A 21,930-nucleotide genomic window follows, 5' to 3' on the forward strand; every position below is an offset into this window, starting at 1 on the left:
CCTCCGGGGTAATCGACACGGGACGCCCATTCCACAAGACTCGGCGACAACACCGGCACCGGGCCGGAGAACAACGTCAGGAGAATTGTTCCGTGAGCGAAATCAACACCGTGGTCGACGCGCACCTCGTGGTCGACGCCTACCTCGCCGTGTGGAACCGGACCGACGCGACCTCTCGCCGGGAAATGGTCGAGGACCTCTGGGCCGAGGACGGCGGGTACACCGACCCGCTGGTCACCGCGACGGGGTGGGAGAAGATCGACCAGGTCATCGCGCACGCCCAGGCCCAGTTCACCGGGATGCGCTTCGTCCGCGGCGCCGTCTTCGACGCCCACCACAACATCGCCAGGTTCACCTGGGAACTGGTGCCGACCGCGGGCGCGGAGCCGCTGGTGGTCGGGTTCGACGTGGTCGCGCTGAACGCCGACGGCCGGATCCAGAGCGTGTTCGGCTTCCTCGACAAGGTCCCCGCCTGACCTGTTCCCGCCCGGGCTCAGCGCCGCAGGTACTTCTCCGTGGTCTCGTCCGCCGGGTAGAAGTTCTCGACGTGCACCTCGTCCACGGTGATGTCGCGCGGCGTGCCGAACGTCGTGACCGTGCTGAAGAACGACAACTCCACGCCCTCGTGCAGCAGTCTCAGCGGCACGAAAACATCGGTGGACTCATCCGGCTCCGACTCCCCGAGCTGATTGGTGTCCGGAAAGGCGAGCAGCTCCCGGTGCAGGGCGGCCAATTCGCCGTTTCCGGTGGCGCCGACCTTCAATTGCCGTTCGACCGTGGTGAGCACGTGCTTTCGCCATTGCGCCAGGTTCAGCATTCGAGCGGCCAGCCCCCTCGGGTGCAGGCTGTACCGCAACACGTTGAACGGTTCCGCCAGCAGCTCCGGCGGAGCCCCCCGGGTGAGCAACGCGACGCTCGCGTTGGCGTCGACCAGGTTCCAGCAGGCGTCCACGGCGAACGCCGGGAACGGGTCGTGGCTGTCGAGGACCCTGCGAATGGCGGCGCGCACCACCCGCAGGCGGGCGGTGTCGAGCGGGGTCTCGGTGTAGGCGGGCGCGTAGCCCGCCGCCAGGAGCAAGCGGTTGCGGTCCCGCAACGGGACGTCGAGGTGCTCGGCCAGCCGCAGCACCATGTCGCGGCTGGGCGCGGACCGCCCGGTCTCGACGAAGCTGAGGTGGCGGGTCGACACGCCCGCCTCGGCGGCCAGGTCGAGCTGGCTGACGTTGCGATCTCTGCGCCACTGCCGGATGAGGTCCCCGATGGCCGAACCCCGCGTCGCTGACTGGGTCATCACCCCCGATCCTACGTCGCCCCCGCCCCTCCAGGTGCCTTGCGGGGGCACGTCCCCAACCGGCGGATCCCCCCACAACCCCACCCCCGAACCACGCCGTCCTCCGCACCCTTCCGCCCCCAGCCCACACCCCGACCCTTCCCCCACGCCCACTAGCCATTATCTTGATAGCTCATAGCGTATAGCGGGTCCAAAAGAGCACGAAATGGTAGGCGGCTGCCTGCGAGAGGGCAGCGAACTAGCCTGGTGCGGTGATCGAGAACGACGTGCCCGCCGACGAGCGGGCGGCGCAACTCAAAGAACGCGTGTACCTGACGTTCACCGCGTTGGCCGTGGTGCTGGCACTGCGCTCGCACGCCGAGTCCGCGGGCGACGCCGCCGTGGTGCTGCTGATCACGGTGCTCGGCACGCTGCTCGCGGTCCTGGTGGCCGATGTCGTGTCGCACATCGCGGTGCACGCCGCGCTGCCGGACCGGGGGCAACTCGGCCGGATGGTGCGGATCAGCGTGGGTGCGCTCGGCGCGGTCACCCTGCCGTTCGTGTTCCTCGGCCTGGCCGCGCTCGGGGTCTGGCAGGTCGAGGCGGCGCTGCGGGCCTCGACCATCGCGCTGGTGGTGTCGCTGGCGGCCATCGGCTACCTCGCGGCCAGGCGGGTCCGACTCCCCGCGTGGCAGCGGCTGATCGTGCTGTTCGCCGAACTCGCCCTGGGCGCCGTGGTCGTGGGCCTGGAACTACTCGCCCACGGCTGACAGGCCCGCTCAGGTCGAGGCGCTCCAAGGCGGGGAGGTCGACCTCGTCGGCGAGCAGGGTCGCCCCGCGCTCGTCGAGGTGGTTGCGGCTCAGGTCGAGGTGGCGCAGCCGGGGGAACGCGCCCGCGGCGGTGAACGTCCGCAGTCCGGTGCGTGGCGACGAGATCCGCGAGCGTCAGGTTCTCGATGCGTTCGTGGTCGAGGGCCCCGACCACCTCGGCGATGGTCGCGTCGCCGATGGGCAGGAGTTCGAGCGTCAACGCGGTCAGCCTGCTGAGCACCCCGCTGGCGAGGACGGCCTCGACCCCGCGGGCGCCGATGCCGTGCCGACCGAGGAGCAGCTCGGTGCCGCACAGGGTCAGCTCACGCAAGCCGGAGAGGTCGGCGCGGGCGAAGAACGCCGCGCACGCGTCGTTGTCTTCCTCGATGACGTTGCCCGCGAACGGCTCCCACAGCGGGCACTGCCCGTTGAACCCGCAGCGGAACCCGATCCCGAGCCGCTCCAGTCGGGCGAGCTCCGGCGGTCACCGCGCTGTGCCGCAGCCGCCAAGGCCGTCCCGCGCGGGGGCGGAACGCGGGGGGTGATCGGAGTACGGGCCTGGCGTGCCGAGCCGGACCAGGGACAACGACTCGATCCTGCGGGCCGCCTCGTGGTCGGCGAACTTGGCGAGCACCCTCGGCTGAGGCCCTCGGCGCGGACGGTGCGCAGGTCCGGCCAGTGCGCCAAGGAGTCGGTGAGAGCGCCCAAGGTGTTGCCGATGTCCGGCATCCACTGGACGACCAAGGCGCCTTCCGCACCGAATCCGGCCACGCGGCAAGCCCTCGCGCGCACCTGGCGATCAGTTCCGGCGGGTCGTCCGCGCGGTCGATCGCCGCGCAGAGCGCGCGGAAGGCGAGCTCGCTCGGCGGTCCGGCGAGGATCAGGTCGATGCCGTGGTCGTCCACGGGCGGAGTCCAACCACAGGTCCCTTGTGGACAGACCCGGTCATCGCCGACCACCCCCGGTCGCGGGCGCCGCGGTCGCGGGAATCAGCCGGTTGACGGCTTGACCTCTACCTTGGTGGAGAGTTCAGGGTGGGGGCATGACAGAAGCGAGCATCAACAGCTGGTGGCGGCTGCCGACCGCGGCGGACGCGGCGGCGGCGGCGCGAGGGGCGCTTTCGGCCATGCCGCGCGTCGAGGGTCTGATCCGGTTCGCCGTGCTGCGCTCCCCCACCGAACCGGTGCTGTTCCTGCAGTCCCTGTGGGCCAGCCGCACCGCCCGCGACCACTATGTGGACACCATCGCGAGCACCGCCCGCGCCGCCGTGGACACCCTCGTCCCCACCATCGAACGCGACCGGTCCCTGACGGAGATCCGCCACACCATCACCCACACCGACCGGGCGGCGAGGTCGTGGACAGCGCACCGCCTCCCGGTCCTGGACCTGGTCGCCGCGCACGGCCTGGCGCGGCGGGAAAGCCTGCGCCTGCGCACCACCCCGCCCCCTGGCCTGGCCAGGGCCACGATCGGCGTCACCGATGATGACACCCCGGAGGTCGTCGTGGTCGAGGAGTGGGCGGACACGCTGCCCACCGACGCCTACCTGCCCTTCGGGGTGATCAGTGGTTGGCGTGGTAGTGGCGGCGGACCTGGGCGTCGGTGAGCTGGCTGCCGAACACCGCGTACTCGTCGATGGTGCCGACCAGGTAGTCGCTGAGCGGGCGGTTGGGGTAGTTGGGCAGCCCGCCGCCGCCCCAGCGCCAGTAGCCGGTGAAGTTCTGGGCGGTCGTGGTGGTGGCGTCCTGGGCCACCAGGTTGCCGTCGACGTAGAGCTTCATGCCCCCGGAGCCGAGGCTGGCGGCCACGTGGTGCCAGGTCCCGTCGTTGTAGGACGAGGTCGAGGTGATCGACTTGATCGTGGACGGGTTGACCGCGAACACGAGCTTGCCGTTCTTGTCCAGGTAGACCACCCGGTCGCGGCTGGTGCTGCTCGTGCTGACCGTGTTGTAGAAACCCGCGATGAGACCGCCCCACGGGCTCGAGGTCTTGAACCAGGTCTCCACGGTGAACGACGACGGGTTGCTGAAGCTGGTCAGGTTGGCCGCGTTGGACGTGCCGTTGAACGCGACCGCGGTGCTCGAGGTCTGCCCCTGCTGGGCACCCTGCAGCGCTCCCGGCTGCCCCGCCGTCATCGGGGACAGCGCACCGGCGACCGGCAGGGTGGGCGGCGGCGGGGAACCCTCGCTGTAGAGGTCCTGGACCTGGGCGGTGGACAGTGCCGCCTGGATGGTGCGGACCTTGTCGAGGTAGCCGTAGAAGTAGTCCATCTGCGAACCGCTGCGCAGCGCGCGTCCGACCTGGACGGTTCCGGTGGCGTTCCACGGCGTGCCACCGCGTGTGGCGCTGTCCTGCAGGACAGCGTTGACGTACAGGCGCAAGGTCTCCGCGCCCGCCTGGTACACGCCGACGATGTGGTACCACCCGTTCTGCTGGGCGATGGCCTGGCTGTAGACGGCGTCGTAGGTCGGGGAGTTCGCGTCCGTGCGGGGGATGCGGAAGCACCACCTCGTCGAGGCGATGTCGGCGCCGAGCAGGTAGCCGCTGCCGACGGAACCCTGCTGCGCGACGATGCTGCGGTCGCCGTTGGGGGTGGTCAGGTAGGCCCACCCGGACACGGTGAAGCTCTCGTCGGTGCGCAGCGACGCCGCCTGGCTGACCGTCCAGCTGCTCGACCCGTCGAAGTAGCCGGACGTACCGGAGACCGAGGTGTCGGACCACTGGACGTTGTTCATGGTGCCGTAGTTGCCGTTGCCGGAGGAGTCGGACACGGTGGTGGCCAGGTTGTCGTCGTACTGCCAGTCCATGCTGGGCCGGGTGTAGATGTCGTCGACCTCGGCCGCGGTCAGCACCCGGTTGTAGAGCTGCACCTCGTCGATCCGCCCCGGCCAGTACTGCACGCCCGCGCTGCCGCTGTAGCCGCGGCCGATCGACAACTGCCCGGTGCCGTTCCAGCCGCCGCTGCGGCTGGTCGTGCCCTCGAGCGCGCCGTTGAGGTAGATCTTCATCTGCCCGTTGACCGCGTCCCAGACCCCCACCACGTAGGTCCACGCGTTGGCGATGGCACTCGAACTGGACGACACCCGGACCGTGGACGCTCCGGTCGTGTCGGAAGCGGGCATGGTGAAGGCGTACTTGGTCGTGGCGGGGATGTAGGACAGCGCGAACGCGTTCACGTTCGTGCCGTCCTTGGCCAGCAGCGTCCGGTCCACACCGCCCGCGCTGCTGATGTAGACCCAGGCCGCCGCGGTGAAGCTGGTGTCGGTGCGCACGGTGAAGGTGGACGCGCTGACGTAGTCGTCGACGCCGTCGAGGGTGAGCGAGCGCCCGGTGCGGCCGGTGGTGTTCCAGGTCGCGCCGTTCTGCAGGGTGCCGTTGTAGCCGTAAGGCCCGCTGTCGGTGGCGGAGGTGCCGGACTGCTCCAGGTTGTACTGGGCGTTCGGGGCGGACGCGGCGTCGTAGATGCCGCTGATCTCGCTGGCGCCCAGGGCACGCTGGTAGATCCGGGCGTCGTCGAGCTGACCCGACCACGGGTAGAGCCAGCTGCCGCCCCGGTAGATGCCGCCCGCGACCAACGAGCTCGTCGCCTTCCACTCGTACGAGTCGGAGCGGGTCGTCGAGGTCTCCAGGGAGCCGTTGACGTAGATCCGGATCGCGTTGCCCGGGTCGTCGTAGACGCCGACGAGGTGCACCCAGGTGCTGGCGGCGGTCGAGGTGGTCGACTGCGCGTAGTCCTCGGTGCCGCTGGAGGCGTCGCTGCGGGGCAGGCCGAAGCGCCACTTGCCGCCCTGCTGGTAGAGGTACCAGGCACCGGTGTTGGCGCCCTGCTGGGTGAAGGCGACCGCGGTCCCGCTCGCCGAGGTGGTCTTGACCCAGATCGACGCGGAGAAGCTGGTGTCGGTCGCGACCGGCGAGTTGGTCGTGCTGATGACGCGGTCGTTGACCCCGTCCATGGTCACGGCGGCGCCCATCACCCCGGTCGACCAGGTCGGCCCGTTGGTGAGCACGCCGGTGTTGACCCCGCCGGAGGAGTCACCCGCGTTGGTGCCCGTCCCCTCGTCGAAGCGCCAGTGCGTGTAGGGGCCGTTCGTGGGCATGTTGTACTGCCCCGGCCTGCTGTTGCCCGAGGAGTCGGCCGCGGTGCTGGTCGCCGACGACGAGGCGGCGTCGTCCGACCGGTGGTACAGCAGTGGGCTGTCACCGGTGACCGACGCCGAGTAGGTGGGGAACGTCGCCGACGACCCCAGGGCGTTGCCCGAGGTCGTTGTGGAGGTCGCCCAACCGGCGAAGCCGCCGTTCGTCGAAACGAACAGCAGCATGCCCACGGCTGAGACGGTGATGATCCGGCGCGCGGTCGAGCCACGGCCCACCGCGTGCCGGGGTCCCCGCGGCGGCGGCCGCCGGGGTGGTTGTTGGCCCGGCCGCCACCACGCGAGAGCGGCGAGCCCGACGAGGACCAGCACGGCCAACCCGAGCGACAGCCAGTCCCCGACCCGCGCCCAGTGCGCGGGCAGGCCGACCCAGGGCACCCGCAGGCGCCCCTGGCCGTGCACCGACTCGACGCTGACCGGGGTGCTGTCGGCGTCGGCGTTGGCGTCGCCCTTGGTGATGAGGGTGGAGTCGTCGTTGACCTTGAGGACCCGGTGCATCAGCACCTTGCCGTGCCGGGCGGGGTCGTCGAACGCGATGACCGCGCCCGGCACGGGGTGGTCGGTGAGCAGGTCGCCCACCACGACGACGTCGCCGGTGCGGATGGCGGGGGCCATCGACCCGGACAGCACGACGTAGGAGTGCCAGGACAGGACCGAGGGCAGCACGCACCAGGCGACCAGCCAGAACAGGCCGGAGAGCACCGAGCCCGCGAGGTAGCCGGGCAGGGCCTTGGCCCAACCCCACCGTCGTCGACGCACGTTCTCCCGGCTCATCACGACACCACGGATCCCACCCGAGACGGGCCGAGCCCGTCAGGAGCCCGGCGCTTCCCAGCCGAAGCCGACGTAGGTGGTGGAGCCCTGGGGCGTGGCGGAGGCCGCTTCGGTGCTGCCGACCAGCACGAGCAGGCCGCCGGTGACCAGTCCCAGCACGATCACCGCGGCGGAGGTGAGGGAAAGCCGCCTCTTGGTCCGCATCAGGTCACCTCGTTCCGTCCGGTCGTGCCGCCTATACCAACACCGGACTGAATCGGACGTGACCGAAGCAACACGAGGAGGGACACGGGTGCGGTTCGAGTGCGGACCGGGTGAGCGCCGGGTCAGTCGGACGACTCGTCCTCCTCGTCGTCGGAGTCGTCCGAGCCCGGCGGGCGCAGCGCCTTGATCTTGGACTGCAGGTCGTCGCTGAGCGGCTTCTTGTCGCCCTTGGCCTCTTGGACCTCACCGGCGAAGCCACCGGCCTCGCCCTCCACGAGCACGAACGCGTGCTTGAAGTCGACCGGGATGCCGGACCGGAACTCGAAGAGGGTGCCGGGCCTGCCCGTGGCGTAGGTCGGCTGCGCGGGCGTGTGACCCGCCAGGGTCAGGCTCTGGAAGATGTGCCAGACCACTGCGGTCCATACCTGGGTGTCGGTCACCCTGCTGGGGCGGGCGCGTAGTGCGGTCTTCACCCGCTCTTGGTCGGCTTGCGGCAAGAGGCCAATGGCGAGCAGAGGCGCGGTCCTGGGCAGAGTGCCCCAGGAGTTCTTGACGGAGCTGTCATAGAGGTTGCCGGTGTAGCCCCTTAGCTCGCCGAGGTTGTGGACGGCCAGGGAGTGCTTGGTGGTCAACGCGGCGAGCTGGACGAGCACCGACCGCAGGTAGTTGTAGGTGGCGAGGGCGCGGTCGCGGGCGACCCAGGGGCCGGTGATGAGGTCGAACTCCTCCGACCAGTCCAGGTACCAGTGGGCCTTCTGGACCAACTGCGCGCCCGCCGAGGTCGTCCCCAGGTCGGCGAAGGGCAGCCCGTAGGTGGCGTGCCTGCTGCTGCCGCTCACGCCGCTCGACCAGGAGTCGGTCTTGTAGACCACGTGCTCGGTGTTGTGCACGACCAGGTCGAAGTCCTCGAGCTTGCCGCTGCTGAACGCCCGCGTGTCCGAACCGGACTTCACCATGGACCCGATGGCCTTCACCACCGCCCTGATCGCGGCCGTCCGCGCCGCCCACCCGTCCTCGTCGGCCACCTCGGTCGGACTGGTCTTGAGCTCCATCGTGTACCCGAGGTACCCCTCCGGAGCGTCCTCCCCACCCCCGATGTCCGTCGTGACCTGAACCAACAACCGCCCGTCCGCGACCACCTCCGCGATCAACGACCCACCCGAGCCCGCCTTGCCGAGGCGAACCCCCAGGAACTCCTGCTCGGTCCCGACCGAAGGGCCGGTGAAAGTGGTCCGGTAGTCCAACGGCGACGGACGAGACCCGGTCGACAACGAAGACGTCATGGGCGGCGCTCCACAGGTGAAAGGGGTACGGCACCCTCCCGATCGCCCAGAACCCCACGGGTATGTCGGGCCGCCGTAGTTGATCACTCGAATGGACGCTCCACAGCGGTTCACCCGGCCGCGGCCCAGCTCTCGGCGGCTGGCCGATTCGGCGCCGATCAGGTCGCATTGCGCCATCCTCGGCCGAATGCCGTCGCGCGAGCCAGCAGTGGGGCGCCACCGTGTGGCTCAACTCAAGGCGGCGAGGAACCGGGTGCTGTGGTCGGCGGTCATGGCGCGGGAGGACTCGGCCCAGGTGATGGCTCGGCGGGCGTGGGCGCGGCGGGTCGGGCTCAGGGTGGGCTCGTGGAGGTTCGCGGTCTCGGCGTCCACGATGTGGCTCTGGCTGGCCAGCATGGCGGCGAGCAGGTCGTCCGGGGCGACCTCGCCGTAGCCGTCGCGGAGCTCTCGCAGGTGGGCGGCTTGGTCGGCGATGGGGACGTTGCCGACGGCTTGGACGCACCAGGTCCAGGCCAGGTAGCCGAGGTCGTCCAGTGGCGCGCCGGGGGCGCAGCCGGTCCAGTCGATGAAGGCGATGGGCAGGCCGTCGCGGACGATGGTGTTGAAGGGGCCCGGGTCGCCGTGCAGGACGCAGGGGTGGTCGCGGGCGAGGGGGTGGTTGGCCGTCACCTCGTGGAGTTGGCGGAGCATCATCCCGGCACGCGCGTAGGCACCCGGCGCCCGCTGCGAGGGGTGGTCGGTGGTCTCGCCGGGGATGTAGCTGAGGACGTCCCGTCCTTGATCGTCGACACCGAGGTGGCGCGGGGCGTACTCGTAGCCGACGGATTCCAGGTGGCGCAACACTTCGGCGGCGTAGTCGGACCTGGGAGCGCGGTGGACCGCGTCCCCGATCCGGACCACCTCGTGCGCGTTGTTGCCCCCCGTGAGCGGTTCGGGAACGGTCACAGGCCCAGGCTCTCGTCGAGGACGTTGCGGACGATGCGTTGCAGTGCCGGGTCCACCGCGAGGCTTCCGCCGAAGCTCAGGGAGCCCGCGCAGAACACGATGCCGCCCGCGGGGGTGTCGCGGAAGGTCATGTCCGCGCCGTAGCCGGGGTTGGTGCCGCGGGCCAGGACCACGGTGCCGCTGGGGGGTGCGCCGCGGTCGTCGGCCTGGGAGGCGGCGAAGACCGTGACGCCGTCGGGGGCGGTGCCTGCGATCGCGGTGTCCATCTCCCACCCGCTCGCCGGTCCGTTGTGGCCGGTCTGGCCGATGAGGGCGCCCCTGGCGAGTCCGGTGCCGCGCAGCGCCCGGTGCGCGGGTTCGAGCACCTCGTACGGCGCGAAGGTCATGTAGTTGTCGAACCGGTACCCCACGCCGAGTACCGCGCGTTCGGGGCGCGGCGGGGTCAGGTTGCGCAGGTAGGACTGCTGCCTCGGGTTGTTCGCGTTGCCGCCGAGGACGGTCATGGTGGTGCCGGTGGAATCGAGGGTGACGGCCTCGAAGACACCGTTGCCACCGAGGTAGAGCACGCTGCCGCCGCCCGCGATGTAGGTGACGAGGCGGTCGAGCATCGTGGTCGTCCAGTACTCGGGGTGCGTGTTGAGCACCACCACCGGGTACTTCGCGAAGTCCGGGATCCCGCGGTGGAAGTCGGCGTCGGAGTAGAAGTCCAGCGGGTAACTCGCCGATTCCAGCCAGGCGGTGACCCACAGCTCGGCCCGGGTGAGGTGGTTGAGCTCGCCGTCGTCCACAGGGGACGTCCACGGGTTCGGCCGTTCGGCGCTGAGCCGGGGGCCCGGCGGGGTCGAGTACTTGGACCGACCACCCCAGTCGTTGTAGGCGTTCCAGGTGTTGGTGCTCGCCAACACCGCCACCCGACCCGTGCGGGCGACCCGCGGGCGGACCACGAACACCAGGTGACTGTCCACACCGGACGCGTCGCGGCAGCGGGCCGAGTAGATGCCCGACGTCCAGGTCGTCGGCACCGTGAGGGCGAACGACGGCTGCCAACCGCACCCGTCACCCCAGGCGTCCGCGCGGGGGACCTGCACCTGCCCGCGCACGGCCTTGAGCTCGCCGACCACCTTGCCGTCGCCCTGACCGAGCCGCAGGTAGGTCACGTCGTAGTCGACCCGGCTGGAGACGTGGAACTGGACCCGCTCCCCCGGCGCGACCGACAAAGGCCTCGGGTAGCCCTGGGTGGTGAGCGCGGCCCCGGTGAGCAACCACCCGGCGCCGATGGAACTGCCGATGCCATTGTTGGCCCACTGCATGCTGCCATCGCGCGCCAAATCCTTGTAGAACAACAGGAACCCGTCCGGCGTGATCGCGTAGATCACACCGCCCCCGCCGCCAACGGCGAGCGCGAAGCTCGACCAGCCCTGACCGATGGTGCTGCCCGCGCCACCGCGGTCGACCGCGGGCGTGCCGTCGCGGAACTGGTCGCGGAAGAACAGGAGCGCACCGGTGTTGGTCAACCCGTAGATGACCCCGTCACCGCCGTCGATCACCCTGCGGACCGCACCCCACCCGGTCCGGATCTTCTGCCCGGTCAACGCCCACGACACCCCGCCGGTCCGGTCGGCGTCCCGGTAGATCAGGACATCCCCCGCGTCCGTCAGCGCGTAGAGGATCCCACCCCCACCCCCCACGACGTCCCGGAACCCCTGCCACGCGGTCGAGATCTGCCGCCCGACCCCACTATTGGCCCACCGCGCCGTGCCGTCGCGGGCGAGGTCCCGGTAGAACCACAGCCCCCCGTCCTCGGTGATCCCGTAGAGCACGCCGTCGCCACCGTTGACGATCTTCGTGAACCGACCCCAGCCGGTCCCGATCAGCTTGCCCACTCCCCCATTGGCCCAACGGGGAGTGCCGGTCCGGTCCAGATCGCGGTAGAACAGCAGGTCACCCGTATCAGTGACCGCATACAGAACCCCGTCGCCGCCGGGAACAACGCAGGTGAACCCCATCGCAGCACTGTGACACCAGGCCAACAACCGCCACAAGGCATACCCAGCGTGATCACTCCAACGGCTCAACGCCCGTTAGTGGGTCACTCGAATGCACTACTTCCGGCGGCGTTTTCGCGCCAGGTCGCCATAGCGGACATTCGGTCCATTTCGGACTTCATGAGTGGAAGGCGCACAGCCAGCGGACCTCGATACTGCGCCGAAGCGGGGTCATCGGAGCGACCGGCGTCGTGATGGCGGAGTGCAGGCAGGTGGGCGTGTGCCCTGGCCTGGTGTCCAGTTGCTTGAACAGGACCAGTTCGTCAGTCGGCAGGTCGGGGAAGTAGTAGAAGCGGTGCGCTCGGGAGTGCGACGGGACGGTCTCTTGGTGCTGTTCGCCCGCGCCGTCGTAGGTGTAGGGGTGGAGGTCGGTGGGGGCGACTGTCCGGGCGTCGATGAAGGTGAGGGGGTCGCGGGTCGCGGGGTGGTCGATGGGCTGCCAGGTGTTGTACCAGGCGAAGTCCCACGTGCGGGCGCGGTCGAGGGGGACGTCCAGGTGGTCCACCCTGGCCCAGGAGTAGGCGGCGGGGTCGGCGAGGGGTTTGTCGCCGTGGAGGAAGGGGGCGTAGCCGGCTTCGAAGTCGCCGGGGTCGCCCCAGCGGGCGAAGTGGTGGGTGGCTATGACGTGGTCTGCGCCGGTGTGGCGTTGGACGACGTCGGCCACCTCGGGCAAGTAGCTGTGCTCGACGGCGGCGGGATCGCGGAAGTCGGTCGTGGTGGTGTGCGGTAGGCGTTGGAACCCGGTCGTTTCCACGTCGCACTCGGTCTGGTGGGCGTCGTGCACCGGGACCATGTGCTCGACGGTGTTGGCGGTCAGCGTCGCCCAGTCCGCGATGACCGGGATCTCGTCGGTGTACCGCCAGGTCGGCGCGAGGTAGCGCACGGTGGCGGCGATCGTGTGCGTCATGTCGAACCCCCTCCTTCCTCTCTACGCGCCTCACCCCACCGGGGCAACCCTCCCCCACCCGACCTGCGACGATGGCCGGATGCAGCACGTTTCCGACGACCAGCGCCGCGCCCGGCTGGGCACCCGCCACGCCCTGGCGTCGCGGGTGGGCTCCCCGGAGGCCGTCACCGGGGCGATGGGGGTGTTGCACGCCACCGAGCCCGCGACCGTCTACCTGACCTGCTGGGCCCGCATGACCTCGGCGGAGGTCGCCGACGTCGATCGCGCCCTCTACGCCGACCGCGGCCTCGTCAAGCAGTTGGCCATGCGCCGCACCCTGTTCGTCTTCCCGCGCGACCTCCTCCCCGCCGCCTGGTCCAGCGCCTCGGCGCGCGTCGCGGGCACCGAACGCGCGCGCTTGGCGAAGGACGTCGTCGCCACCGGGCTCACCGCTGATGGGAACGCCTGGCTCGACCAGGCCCGCGCGGAGGTCCTCGCGGTGCTGGCGGACGCGCCCGAGGGCAGCACCGCCCTTGAGATACGTCAAGCCTTGCCCACGATCGACGTCAAGATGGCGGAGGGCGGGATGTCGTCGGCATCGAGGGTGCTCACCCACTTGGGCGCCACCGCGGACATCGTGCGCGGGGCGAACACCGGCCCGTGGAAGACCTCACGTCCGAAGTGGACGCTCATGCGGCACTGGCTCGGGGACACCCCCGAACCCCTGAGTGCCGCCGAGGGGTACCGGGAGCTCGTGCACCGCTGGCTGCGGACGTTCGGCCCTGGCACCGAGGACGACATCGTGTGGTGGCTGGGTTCGACGAAAGCCGCTGTGCGGGCAGCACTTTCGGCGCTCGACGCGGTGGCGGTGTCGCTCGACGGCGGCGCGGTCGGCTGGCTGTTGCCCGATGACCTGGCGGAGGTCCCCGATCCCGGGCCCTGGGTGGCGCTGCTACCGGTGCTGGACCCGACGGTGATGGGCTGGCGGGGGCGGGACTTCTACCTCGGCGAGCACCGGCAGCACCTGTTCGACACCCGGGGCAACGCCGGGACGACCGCGTGGGTCGACGGCCGCATCGTGGGTTGCTGGGTGCAGGACGATGCGGGAACCGTGTCGGTCCTGCTGCTGGAACCTGTTTCCCCACAGGCGAAACGCGCCTTGGACAACGAGGCTGAACGACTCACCGCGTGGCTGGGCAGCCGACGAGTGGAGACCGGCTACGTCTCCCCCGCCGTGCGTTCGAAGCTGGGCCCACGCACCGGCTAGGGGCTGTTCGGCTCCACGACCGGCGAGTCGGCCTGGCGTTGCGCGGGAAGCGCGGTCGAGGCCGACCGGGACGTGATCCGGAGCTTGAGCCCGCGGGGCCGCAGCGTCGCGGCCGGGGTCACGCGGATCTCGCTGCCGGGCAAGGGGTCCAGTCGCCACTGGGAGACTATGGTGGCCAACGCGATCGAGATCTCCGTGAGCGCGTACTGGTTTCCCACGCACTTGCGCGGTCCGGCACTGAACGGCAGGTACGGCGTCCGGTGGGTCGGCTCGACCAGCCAGCGGTCGGCGTCAAACTCCTCCGGGTGCGGGTAGAGGTCGGGGCGGTGGTGGATCAGCTGGGGGCTCAGGATCACCGCCGTGTCCGCGGGGATGTGGTGGCCCGCCAGCTCGGTGTCCATGGTCGTGGTGCGGGTGAACATCCAGACCGGCGGCCACCGGCGCAGCGACTCGGTGATCACGCGGCCGGTGAGCGTGTCGACCCCGGCCGCGCCTTGGGCCGCCAACACGCCCTTGGCCTCGGCGTGGACCTGGTCCTGCAGGTCGGGCTCGGCGGCGAGCAGGTTCAGCGTCCAGGACAGGCAACTGGCGGCGGTCTCGGAACCCGCGATGAAGAACGTGATGAGCTGGTCGGTCAGCTCCGCGTCCGTTGAGCCGCCCCGGGTCTGGGGATCCTGGGCGGCCAGCAGCGCCGACAGCAGGTCACCGTGGTCGACCCGATGTGCGCGGCGGTCCACGACGATGCGGTACAGGGTTTCGCGCAGCCGCAACGTTGAGCGGCGATAGGCGCGATTGCCCGGCGTGGGGAGCTTGTCGAGCACCGGTGGCGTCATCATCCGCCGGTAGAGGCCGGTCATCAGCACTGTGGTGTCGTCGAGAGCTTGGGCGAACTCGGCTTCCGGCAAAGCATCCGAGAACATCGTCACCGCAACGATGCGGGATGTCAGGTCCAGCATGCGCGGCAACACATCCAGCACCGCACCGTCCTGCCACGCCCGCATCGTCGCCGTCGACTCCCGCGCCATCACGGCCGCGTACGCGGGCAACCGGCCTGCGTGGAAAGCGGGCTGCACCAAGCGGCGCTGACGGCGGTGCAGGTGGTGCGGGCACGAGGAGAGGCCGTCGCCAGCGAACTCGCGGACGCGGTCCCAGAACGGGCCGCCCTTGTCGAAGACGTGGTCGTCGCGCAACACCGCCGCGGTCAACTCGGCCGTGCACACCACGACCGCGCGCATCGGGCCGAGCCGGACCCGCACCAGATCACCGTGCGCGGGCAGGGATTCGAGGAAGGCCAGCGGATCGCGCATCAGCCCCGGCGCGTGGCCCACCAGGGGCAGCGCGCCGGGAGCCGAGGGGATCGCGGTGAACGGGGTCGCCATGGGCTGCCTTCGGTCCGAGGGAAACCGCGCGGTCGGTTCGAGTCGCGACCACGCTAGGCGGGACCAAGAGCAACTTCCAAGGCCGATCACCCGACCTGGTGAACCCGGACCACCCCCCGCGCGGCCCGGGTCCACCAGGTGATCATCCCCGCCGCACGCGGCGGGCCAGCGGGACGAGGTTGAGCACCAACCCCGCCACAGCGACCGCGGTGACGAAGTTCAGGCCGGGCCGGAAACCGCTGAGGTCCACCGTGACCGACCCCGCGAGCACCGCCGTCACCACGGCCAGCACCAAGGCGGACCCGACCTGACCCGACGTCTGCAGCAGCCCGGCGGCCAAACCCTGTTCGGCGTCGTCGATGCCGTCGGTGCCCTGCGCCATGATCGCGCTGAACCCGAAACCGAAACCGCCGCCGAGCAGCAGCATCGCGGGCAACAGCGACAGCGGGTAGTCCGGCGTGGTGCCCGCGGTGGCCAGGAACCACAGGTACCCCAGGCTCAACGACACCATCGACGCCAAGATCAGCCGTTCGGTGCCGTAGCGGTCGATGAGCTTGCCGACCAGCGGTGACCCGACGACCACCACGATCCCCGCGGGCAGCAACGCCAACGCCAGCGTCATCGGCGACCAGCCGAGCACGTTCTGCAGGTACAGGGTCATGATGAATTGGAAGCTGATGTAGGAACCCATCAGCGCGACGACGCTCAGGTTGGCGCGCACGACGGTGCCGACGCGCAGGATCCCCAGCCGGATCAACGGGTGCGCGATGCGGTTCTCGATCAGCACGAACGCGGTCAGCAGCCCCACGACCACGACCGCGGACACCAGCGTCAGCGGATCCAGCCAGCCGCGTTCCGGCGCGGTGACGACGGTGTAGACGGCCAGCAGCATGCCGCCGGTGAGGGTGACCGCGCCCCAGATGTCGTGCCCGCCCTCGGCGCGGGCGCTGTCGCGGGGGATCAGCTTGATGCCGACCAGGAGGGCGGCGATGGCGATGGGGACCGGGGTCAGGAAGGTCCAGCGCCAGCCCGCGCTGGTGAGCAGGCCGCCGAGGACGAGGCCGGAGGAGTACCCGCTGGCGCCGAACACGGTGAAGATCGACAGCGCCCGGTTGCGGGCCGGGCCCTCGGCGAAGGTCGTGGTGAGGATGGACATGGCGGTCGGGGCGGTGAACGCGGCGGCGAGGCCCTTGACGAACCGGGTGAGCACGAGCAGCACGCCGTCGTCGACCAGCCCGCCGACCAGCGAGGCGGCGGCGAACGCGCCGAGGGCGATGAGGAAGACCCGGCGGCGGCCGAGCAGGTCGGCGGTGCGCCCGCCCAGCAGCAGCAGGCCGCCGTAGCCGAGCACGTAGCCGTTGACCAGCCACTGCAGCGAGGACTCCGACATGCCCAGTTCGGCGCCGATCGAGGGCAGGGCCACGCCGACCATCGACACGTCCATGCCGTCGAGGAAGAGCACGACGCACAGCACGGCCAGCACCCCCCAGAGCCGGCCGGACCAGGCGGGAGCGCGCGGCGGAGCGGGCGCCAGTGGCGTTTCGGTGAGAGACACGTCGGTGAAACTACATGCGCTCGCATCTAATGCGCCAACATAATATGCCGCTACATAAGATGCTTTGACATTAGATGTGCGTGCATGATAGGGTGCCCGCCATGCCCCGGCAGACGCCTCTCGTGGACCAGTGGCGGTCGTTGACGCTGCGCTACAACGAGATCGCGTGCAGGCTCGACCGCGAACTCGGCGACGCGCACGGCATCAGCATGAACGAGTTCGAAACCCTCGACCGGCTCGTCGCGCACGAGTGCGAGAGCCTGCGCATGCTCGACCTGGCCGCCGCCATGTACCTGAGCCAGAGCGCCCTCTCCCGCACCGTGGCCCGCCTGGAGAAGGCGGGCCTGGTCACCCGGGCCCTCTGCGAAGCCGACCGCCGCGGCGTCTTCGTCCACCTCACCCCCACCGGCCGAACCCGCCACACCGAGGCGTCCCGCACCCACCTGGCCATCCTCACCGAACACCTCACCACCGCGGACTGAGCACGCGGGAGTACCGCGTACGCCAGAATGGTGCCCATGAACGAACCCGGGGACGTGCGGTCCACAGCGGGTGACATCTCGGGGACCGTGGTCCAAGCCGGAGCGATACACGGCGACGTGCACTTCGGCGCCGCGCATCCTCGGGGGAGACTGCCCTACCGATCCCGGACGGTGCCGGAGGTGGTGAACGGCTTCCAGCGGCGGGTAGTGCCGGATCTGGACGGGTTGACCGCGGGCGCAGTGGTGCTGTCCGGCCTGGGCGGGGTGGGCAAGACCCAGGCAGCGGCTGACTACGTGGAGCGGATCTGGCGGTCCGGTGATGCGCAACTCGTCGGGTGGGTGACCGCGACCGAGCGGACCGCCGTGGTCACGAGCTTGACCGAACTGGGCGAGGTCGTCACAGGCGAGCCGGTGCGGGACGAGACCCGTTTCCTGGACTGGTGCGCGACCACAACCACCCCTTGGCTCCTTGTGTACGACGACGTGGACGACCCGGCGGAGCTGACCGGGCTGTGGCCGCACACCGGCACCTCCGGTCGGCTGGTCGTGACCACCCGACGCAATGAGCCGCGGCTGCGGACCTCGACCCGGCGATTGGTGCCGCTGGGCGAGTTCAGCGCGAACGAGTCGATCGCGTACCTACACGAGGTCTTGGGCGATGCCGAAGGCTTGGCGGACTTGAGTTCTCTCCTAGGACACCTGCCACTCGCCCTGGGCCAAGCCGCCGCCTACATCACGATGATCCCCGGCATGACCTGCGAGTCCTACGTCCAGAAGTGGCGCGACCAACGCACCGCCCTGGCCCGGATGTTCCCCGAGGACTGGGACGAGACAGTAGCCACCACCTGGTCGATCTCCATAGACGCCGCCGACCGGCTCGCTCCCCAGGGCTTGGCTCGCCCCATGCTCGAGCTACTGTCCCTATTGGACCCCAATGGCATTCCGCTGCAATTGCTCACTTCCCCGCCGGTATGCCACTACCTCTCCGCCGACAGCGACACCGCCGCCCGAGCCCTCGGTTGCCTGCAGCGATTCAACCTGATCGCCACGGACGACTCAGACCTCGTGCGCGTGCACGCCCTGGTCCAGCACGCCACCCGCGAACAACTGCCCGATGACCGCCTCGCCGCACTTGCCGCCGTGGCCGCGAACGCGTTGCTGTCGAACTGGTTCGACTCGTCGGAGGGCGTCCGATTCGAGTCTCGCCTGCGAGTCACGCAGCGAGTTTGGCTGATCATGCGGAGACGCACCTGTGGCAACACGGCGGCTATCTGGTCCTGTTCAAGCTCGCCAGCAGCCTCGGCGATGTGGGACAGGTGCACGCGGCCATTGACCACTACGACAAGCTCTGCGCGGCTGCCTCCCACCACCTCGGCCTCACTCATCGGCACACCCTGGGCGCCTTTCACAACCGGGCTTCCTGGCGGGGACAGGCGGGGCAAGTGGCCCAAGCGGTTGGGGAACTGACCGAACAGCTCCCTGAGGTCACTCGGATACTCGGTCCTGATCACCCTGACACGCTGGTCAACCGGGGCAACCTGGCCCAATGGCTGGGAGTGCTCGGGGACGCCACCCAGGCCGTGCGAATGCTCACCGAATCGGTCGCCAGCTTCGCGCGGGTAGAGGGGCCAGAGAGCCGCAGGACCCTCGCTGCCCGCGGCGCTCTGGCTTACTGGCAGGGACACGCCGGGAATGCCCCCGAGTCCGCCCGTGCGTTCCAAGATCTACTCGTCGACTGCCGCCGTGTGCTCGGCCCCAACCACCCGGAGACACTCAGGACTCGGATCGACCTGACCTACCTACAGGGACAGGCAGGTGATACGGCAGGTGCGGTCAAGGCGTGCGAAGAGCTCATGGTCGACCTCGTGCGGGTATTGGGCCCCGACCACCCGGACACGCTTGTCAACCGGAGAACTCTGGCTTTCCTCCAGGGGGAAGCCGGTGATCCAGCCCGTGCGGCTGAGGCATACGCGGACATACTCGCCGACGCTCTCCGAGTGCTCGGACCCGAACACCTGGAGACCCGAACTGCCCGCCGCAACCTGGCTTACTGGCTCGAACGTGCTGGGATCGCCGACTAGAACGACGCTGCCCGGACCCGTGATGAGCGGGTCCGGGCAGCGTCAGCGGCTACCTCAGCCGGTGAAGCCCGCGGTGATGGCGGTGAACTCCCAGTTGGGGCGGTCGCGGTTGACGGCCCAGAAGGAGAAGCGGCCGATGTGGTTGGCGTTGGACCAGTCGCGGATTCGGGTCCAGATCTGGGGGGTGGTGTTCTCCCCGGCGTCGCTGGCGTTGTTCATGCCGGAGATGCCGACGTGGGCGAAGGCTTCGGCGTCGGTCCAGCCGAAGGTGGACTTGAGCTTGTTCTTCAGGCCGGTGGTCGAGTTCACCGTCGCCGCGTACATGTCGGCGGCGCCGCCGAAGTTGAAGGGCATGATGGTGAAGTTGTCGATGTTGGCGTTGAGGGCCTTGGCCTGCTCGATGAGGCGGTTGCCCCAGGAGTTGGGGCCGGTGTTGAGGGTGGGGAAGGTCAGGATCGTGCGCAGGCCGGGGTTGTTGGCCTTGACGATCTTCAGCGCGGTGAGGATGCGGTCCTGCACGGCCGCGCTCTCGAACTCGTCGGTGTTCTCGATGTCGACGTCGATGGCCTTGAGGCCGTAGGCGTCGATCACCTTCTGGTACGCGCCAGCCAGCAGTTCCGCGGTGGCGCAGTTCGGGCCGAGCTTGTTGCCGCTCCACCCGCCGATCGACGGGACGATGTCACCGCCCGCCGCGCGGATCGCCTTGACGTTGTTCTCGTCGACGCCGCCCTTGAGCGGGCGCTGGCTGTCCCAGGTCGGGTTGCAGCCGTTCTGGGCGAGGATGAACGCCATGGTGAACCACTTGACGCCGGTGGCGCGCATGACGTCGGCCGCCGCGGGCGGGTTGCCCCAGCCGAGGTAGAGGTACGGCGCGGCCTGGATGAACCGGGGGCCGGGGTTGCCGTCGTCCTTGGCGGTGGTCGCGGTCACCGGGACCGAGGCGGGCGAGGTGTTGCCCGCGGCGTCCTTGGCCCGCACGGTGAAGGTGTACTGGGTGCTGGCGGCCAGGCCGCTGACCGTGGCGCTGGTGCCGGTCGCCTGCGTGACCTGGCCGTCGCGCACGACCTCGTAGCCGGTGACGCCGACGTTGTCGGTCGAGGCGTCCCAGGTCAGCGAGACGCTGTTGGCGGTGACGCCGGTGGCCCTGGGGTTGCCGGGGGTGGTCGGCGCCTGGGTGTCGTTGCCGCCGCCACCGGGTCCGTCGAGGCTGATGTCGTCGGCGTTGTAGGTGCCCTGGCCGTACCACCCGTGCAGGTACACCTCGGCACTGGTCTGGCTCGCGCCGGTGGTGAAGGTGACGGTGAGCAGGCTGTAGCCGGAGGTGGAGCTGGTCCACCTGGCGGTGCCGCCGGTGACGCCGAGGTGGACGTAGCTGCCGCGCACCCAGCCGGTCAGGGTGTAGGCGGTGCTCGGCTTGACGGCCACGGTCTGGGCGCAGCGGGCGTTGTCGCTGCCGGTCGCGGCACCGGCGAGGGCCTTGCTGCCGCCGTGCACGGGGCTGCCGACCACGGACCCGGTGCCGCCGGAGCAGGTCCAGCCGGACAGCGACCCGGTCTCGAAACCGGGGTTGGACAACAGGTTGGCGGCGTTGGCGACCATCGGCGAGAGCGCCAGGCCCGCGCCGGTGAGCACGACCGCGCTCAGGCCTGCGAGCAGGCGGTGTCGGGTACGCACGGGACCTCCCGGGTGAGGTGCGGCCAGGACCCGATTGGTCTGGACCATAGGTCGGATTGAAGTGCCTCGCGGCGGGCGGAGTCAATACCGCGCGGTCAAGAATTCCCGTCATCGAGCAACACATCGCCACTTGTTCCCAGTTGTGCGGCAGGTGTACCCGACCGGGGCCGGTGGCCACCCGACCGGGTAATGGGAACACCTCAAGATCCACTGCTAGCGTCCGAAACGCTCCATCAGCGCAATAGTGGAATGCGAGTTGGACATGACGAAGAATGGTAAGAGATTCCTCGCGACCTGCGTGACCACCCTGGCGGCGGTGAGCATCGGCGCGAGTCCGGCATCAGCGAAACCCGTTGCTGTACAAGGGCTTCTCGACAGCTGCGCGGCACTGCGGGCCGCGGTCCCGGTGGCCGCGGACGGGAACTACACCTTGGCCACCGACCGGAATCTCGTCGGCGTTTACTGCCACGACATGGCCGGAAATCCCCGGGAGTACCTGAACCTCGCCTTTACCGGATCAGCGGCGAATTTCTCCCAGTACACCGCGGGCGGCGCGTCGCCGGGGTCGAACGTGCGGACCTCGTTCACCAAGCTGCGGCTGGACCCGAAGACGCTGACCGTCGACATCAACGACACGACCTTCGCCGGCTCCACCGGCGCGCTCACCCACGGCTCGGACCGGGTCACCTCGGTCGCCTATGCCGTGGCGATGGCCTGCGGCGCTGGGAGCACCACCGGGCAGGGCAACATCGACCTGCGCGGCACCGCGTTCACGGTCGCGAGCACGTTCGCGCCCGGCGGCTCCGCGCCGTTCGGCACGGCGACACCCAGCTCCGACGGCCAAGTCGTGGGCCTCACCGGCGGCGGCTACTGCGGGTGGAACGCGCCGTCGGCGGGCGTCTACAACCCGTACAACCCGCAAGGCCCGAAGTACATCCTCAAGCTCAGCTGCGCGAAGGACGGCCTGTTCCGGCCGCAGCTCTGCCTCAGCCTGTCCTGAACCAACGCCTCCCCGGGGCCCGGTCACCACGTGACCGGGCCCCGGTGCTGTCCGCACCTTCCTCAGCAGGCCCGGCCAGCGGCCGAATGACTCCCGGAACCCCCTGGAGCGGCCGCACCCGAAA

At 69.8% G+C, this 21,930-nt stretch carries 19 protein-coding genes; 8 read left to right on the forward strand and 11 right to left on the reverse strand.

Annotated features, from left to right (window positions below; translation table 11 throughout):
- Positions 1-92 precede the first annotated feature (92 nt).
- Positions 93-476 carry a nuclear transport factor 2 family protein gene (locus JOD54_RS26010; RefSeq protein ID WP_307860277.1) on the forward strand — a complete coding sequence of 128 codons (384 nt, stop codon included), beginning with the start codon at positions 93-95 and terminating at the stop codon, positions 474-476.
- 17 nt (positions 477-493) lie between these two features.
- Here the strand turns inward: JOD54_RS26010 and JOD54_RS26015 are convergent, their stop codons facing one another.
- Positions 494-1,291: a helix-turn-helix domain-containing protein gene (locus JOD54_RS26015; RefSeq protein WP_204454120.1), complete on the reverse strand. Its 798-nt coding sequence runs from the start codon at positions 1,289-1,291 to the stop codon at positions 494-496.
- 251 nt (positions 1,292-1,542) lie between these two features.
- Here JOD54_RS26015 and JOD54_RS26020 point away from each other — a divergent pair, with 251 nt between their 5' ends.
- Complete coding sequence (locus tag JOD54_RS26020) at positions 1,543-2,040, forward strand: hypothetical protein (RefSeq protein ID WP_204454123.1); 498 nt, start codon at positions 1,543-1,545, stop codon at positions 2,038-2,040.
- A gap of 524 nt (positions 2,041-2,564) precedes the next feature.
- Here the strand turns inward: JOD54_RS26020 and JOD54_RS26025 are convergent.
- The gene (locus tag JOD54_RS26025; RefSeq protein WP_204454125.1) at positions 2,565-2,714 is read right to left on the reverse strand and encodes a hypothetical protein; all 150 of its coding nucleotides are present in this window, start codon (positions 2,712-2,714) and stop codon (positions 2,565-2,567) included.
- Between the two features lie 408 nt (positions 2,715-3,122).
- On the opposite strand from JOD54_RS26025, the gene JOD54_RS26030 reads away from it, so the two are divergent.
- A complete protein-coding gene (locus tag JOD54_RS26030; protein ID WP_204454127.1) occupies positions 3,123-3,686 on the forward strand; it encodes a hypothetical protein in 564 nt (187 codons plus the stop codon).
- Here the strand turns inward: JOD54_RS26030 and JOD54_RS26035 are convergent.
- The 6 genes from JOD54_RS26035 to JOD54_RS26060 form a co-directional block, all read right to left on the reverse strand.
- Positions 3,643-7,005, reverse strand: a complete 3,363-nt coding sequence (locus tag JOD54_RS26035; protein WP_204454130.1) for a signal peptidase I — start codon at positions 7,003-7,005, stop codon at positions 3,643-3,645. The two genes, JOD54_RS26030 and JOD54_RS26035, sit on opposite strands and share 44 nt — an antisense overlap.
- A gap of 39 nt (positions 7,006-7,044) precedes the next feature.
- Positions 7,045-7,209: a hypothetical protein gene (locus JOD54_RS26040; protein ID WP_204454132.1), complete on the reverse strand. Its 165-nt coding sequence runs from the start codon at positions 7,207-7,209 to the stop codon at positions 7,045-7,047.
- Between the two features lie 122 nt (positions 7,210-7,331).
- Positions 7,332-8,492, reverse strand: a complete 1,161-nt coding sequence (locus JOD54_RS26045; RefSeq protein ID WP_204454134.1) for an actin cross-linking domain-containing toxin — start codon at positions 8,490-8,492, stop codon at positions 7,332-7,334.
- A 228-nt stretch (positions 8,493-8,720) separates the two neighbouring features.
- Positions 8,721-9,437: an aminoglycoside phosphotransferase family protein gene (locus JOD54_RS35805; RefSeq protein WP_204454137.1), complete on the reverse strand. Its 717-nt coding sequence runs from the start codon at positions 9,435-9,437 to the stop codon at positions 8,721-8,723.
- Positions 9,434-11,443: a N,N-dimethylformamidase beta subunit family domain-containing protein gene (locus JOD54_RS35330; RefSeq protein WP_204454139.1), complete on the reverse strand. Its 2,010-nt coding sequence runs from the start codon at positions 11,441-11,443 to the stop codon at positions 9,434-9,436. Before JOD54_RS35330 ends, JOD54_RS35805 begins: the two co-directional genes overlap by 4 nt.
- Positions 11,444-11,600: 157 nt before the next feature.
- A complete protein-coding gene (locus JOD54_RS26060) occupies positions 11,601-12,389 on the reverse strand; it encodes a CmcJ/NvfI family oxidoreductase (RefSeq protein WP_204454141.1) in 789 nt (262 codons plus the stop codon).
- A 79-nt stretch (positions 12,390-12,468) separates the two neighbouring features.
- Here JOD54_RS26060 and JOD54_RS26065 point away from each other — a divergent pair, with 79 nt between their 5' ends.
- A complete protein-coding gene (locus JOD54_RS26065; protein WP_204454143.1) occupies positions 12,469-13,635 on the forward strand; it encodes a winged helix DNA-binding domain-containing protein in 1,167 nt (388 codons plus the stop codon).
- On the opposite strand, the gene JOD54_RS26070 is transcribed toward JOD54_RS26065, so the two are convergent.
- Both JOD54_RS26070 and JOD54_RS26075 read right to left on the reverse strand, forming a co-directional pair.
- Positions 13,632-15,014, reverse strand: a complete 1,383-nt coding sequence (locus tag JOD54_RS26070) for a cytochrome P450 (protein ID WP_204454146.1) — start codon at positions 15,012-15,014, stop codon at positions 13,632-13,634. The two genes, JOD54_RS26065 and JOD54_RS26070, sit on opposite strands and share 4 nt — an antisense overlap.
- Positions 15,015-15,156: 142 nt before the next feature.
- On the reverse strand, positions 15,157-16,497 hold the full coding sequence (locus tag JOD54_RS26075; protein ID WP_204456607.1) for an MFS transporter: 1,341 nt from the start codon (positions 16,495-16,497) through the stop codon (positions 15,157-15,159).
- Between the two features lie 173 nt (positions 16,498-16,670).
- Between JOD54_RS26075 and JOD54_RS26080 the strand changes: the two genes are divergently transcribed.
- From JOD54_RS26080 to JOD54_RS26090, 3 genes are read left to right on the forward strand one after another with little or no spacing between them, the layout of a single operon-like run.
- Positions 16,671-17,051 (forward strand): MarR family winged helix-turn-helix transcriptional regulator, encoded by a 381-nt coding sequence (locus JOD54_RS26080; protein WP_204454148.1) that lies wholly within the window; start codon positions 16,671-16,673, stop codon positions 17,049-17,051.
- Positions 17,052-17,087: 36 nt separating this feature from the next.
- The gene (locus JOD54_RS26085) at positions 17,088-18,518 is read left to right on the forward strand and encodes a DUF7779 domain-containing protein (RefSeq protein ID WP_204454151.1); all 1,431 of its coding nucleotides are present in this window, start codon (positions 17,088-17,090) and stop codon (positions 18,516-18,518) included.
- Positions 18,494-19,132, forward strand: a complete 639-nt coding sequence (locus JOD54_RS26090) for a tetratricopeptide repeat protein (protein ID WP_204454153.1) — start codon at positions 18,494-18,496, stop codon at positions 19,130-19,132. The genes JOD54_RS26085 and JOD54_RS26090 overlap by 25 nt, the downstream gene beginning before the upstream one ends.
- A 54-nt stretch (positions 19,133-19,186) precedes the next feature.
- On the opposite strand, the gene JOD54_RS26095 is transcribed toward JOD54_RS26090, so the two are convergent.
- Complete coding sequence (locus JOD54_RS26095; protein ID WP_372440342.1) at positions 19,187-20,806, reverse strand: fibronectin type III domain-containing protein; 1,620 nt, start codon at positions 20,804-20,806, stop codon at positions 19,187-19,189.
- 262 nt (positions 20,807-21,068) lie between these two features.
- Here JOD54_RS26095 and JOD54_RS26100 point away from each other — a divergent pair, with 262 nt between their 5' ends.
- Entirely contained in the window at positions 21,069-21,806 is a 738-nt protein-coding gene (locus JOD54_RS26100; RefSeq protein WP_204454158.1) for a GON domain-containing protein, read from the forward strand.
- Positions 21,807-21,930: the final 124 nt, after the last annotated feature.

Origin of the sequence: Actinokineospora baliensis, from assembly GCF_016907695.1 — a bacterium.
Classification (GTDB): Bacteria; Actinomycetota; Actinomycetes; order Mycobacteriales; family Pseudonocardiaceae; genus Actinokineospora; species Actinokineospora baliensis.

Coding starts and splice junctions, on each gene's coding strand:
- JOD54_RS26045 (WP_204454134.1), bottom strand. CDS start 8,492: ATGACGTCTTCGTTGTCGACCGGGTCTCGTCCGTCGCCGTTGGACTAC.
- JOD54_RS26065 (WP_204454143.1), top strand. CDS start 12,469: ATGCAGCACGTTTCCGACGACCAGCGCCGCGCCCGGCTGGGCACCCGC.
- JOD54_RS26085 (WP_204454151.1), top strand. CDS start 17,088: ATGAACGAACCCGGGGACGTGCGGTCCACAGCGGGTGACATCTCGGGG.
- JOD54_RS26015 (WP_204454120.1), bottom strand. CDS start 1,291: ATGACCCAGTCAGCGACGCGGGGTTCGGCCATCGGGGACCTCATCCGG.
- JOD54_RS26080 (WP_204454148.1), top strand. CDS start 16,671: ATGCCCCGGCAGACGCCTCTCGTGGACCAGTGGCGGTCGTTGACGCTG.
- JOD54_RS26040 (WP_204454132.1), bottom strand. CDS start 7,209: ATGCGGACCAAGAGGCGGCTTTCCCTCACCTCCGCCGCGGTGATCGTG.
- JOD54_RS26070 (WP_204454146.1), bottom strand. CDS start 15,014: ATGGCGACCCCGTTCACCGCGATCCCCTCGGCTCCCGGCGCGCTGCCC.
- JOD54_RS35330 (WP_204454139.1), bottom strand. CDS start 11,443: ATGGGGTTCACCTGCGTTGTTCCCGGCGGCGACGGGGTTCTGTATGCG.
- JOD54_RS26030 (WP_204454127.1), top strand. CDS start 3,123: ATGACAGAAGCGAGCATCAACAGCTGGTGGCGGCTGCCGACCGCGGCG.
- JOD54_RS26035 (WP_204454130.1), bottom strand. CDS start 7,005: ATGAGCCGGGAGAACGTGCGTCGACGACGGTGGGGTTGGGCCAAGGCC.
- JOD54_RS26100 (WP_204454158.1), top strand. CDS start 21,069: ATGACGAAGAATGGTAAGAGATTCCTCGCGACCTGCGTGACCACCCTG.
- JOD54_RS26060 (WP_204454141.1), bottom strand. CDS start 12,389: ATGACGCACACGATCGCCGCCACCGTGCGCTACCTCGCGCCGACCTGG.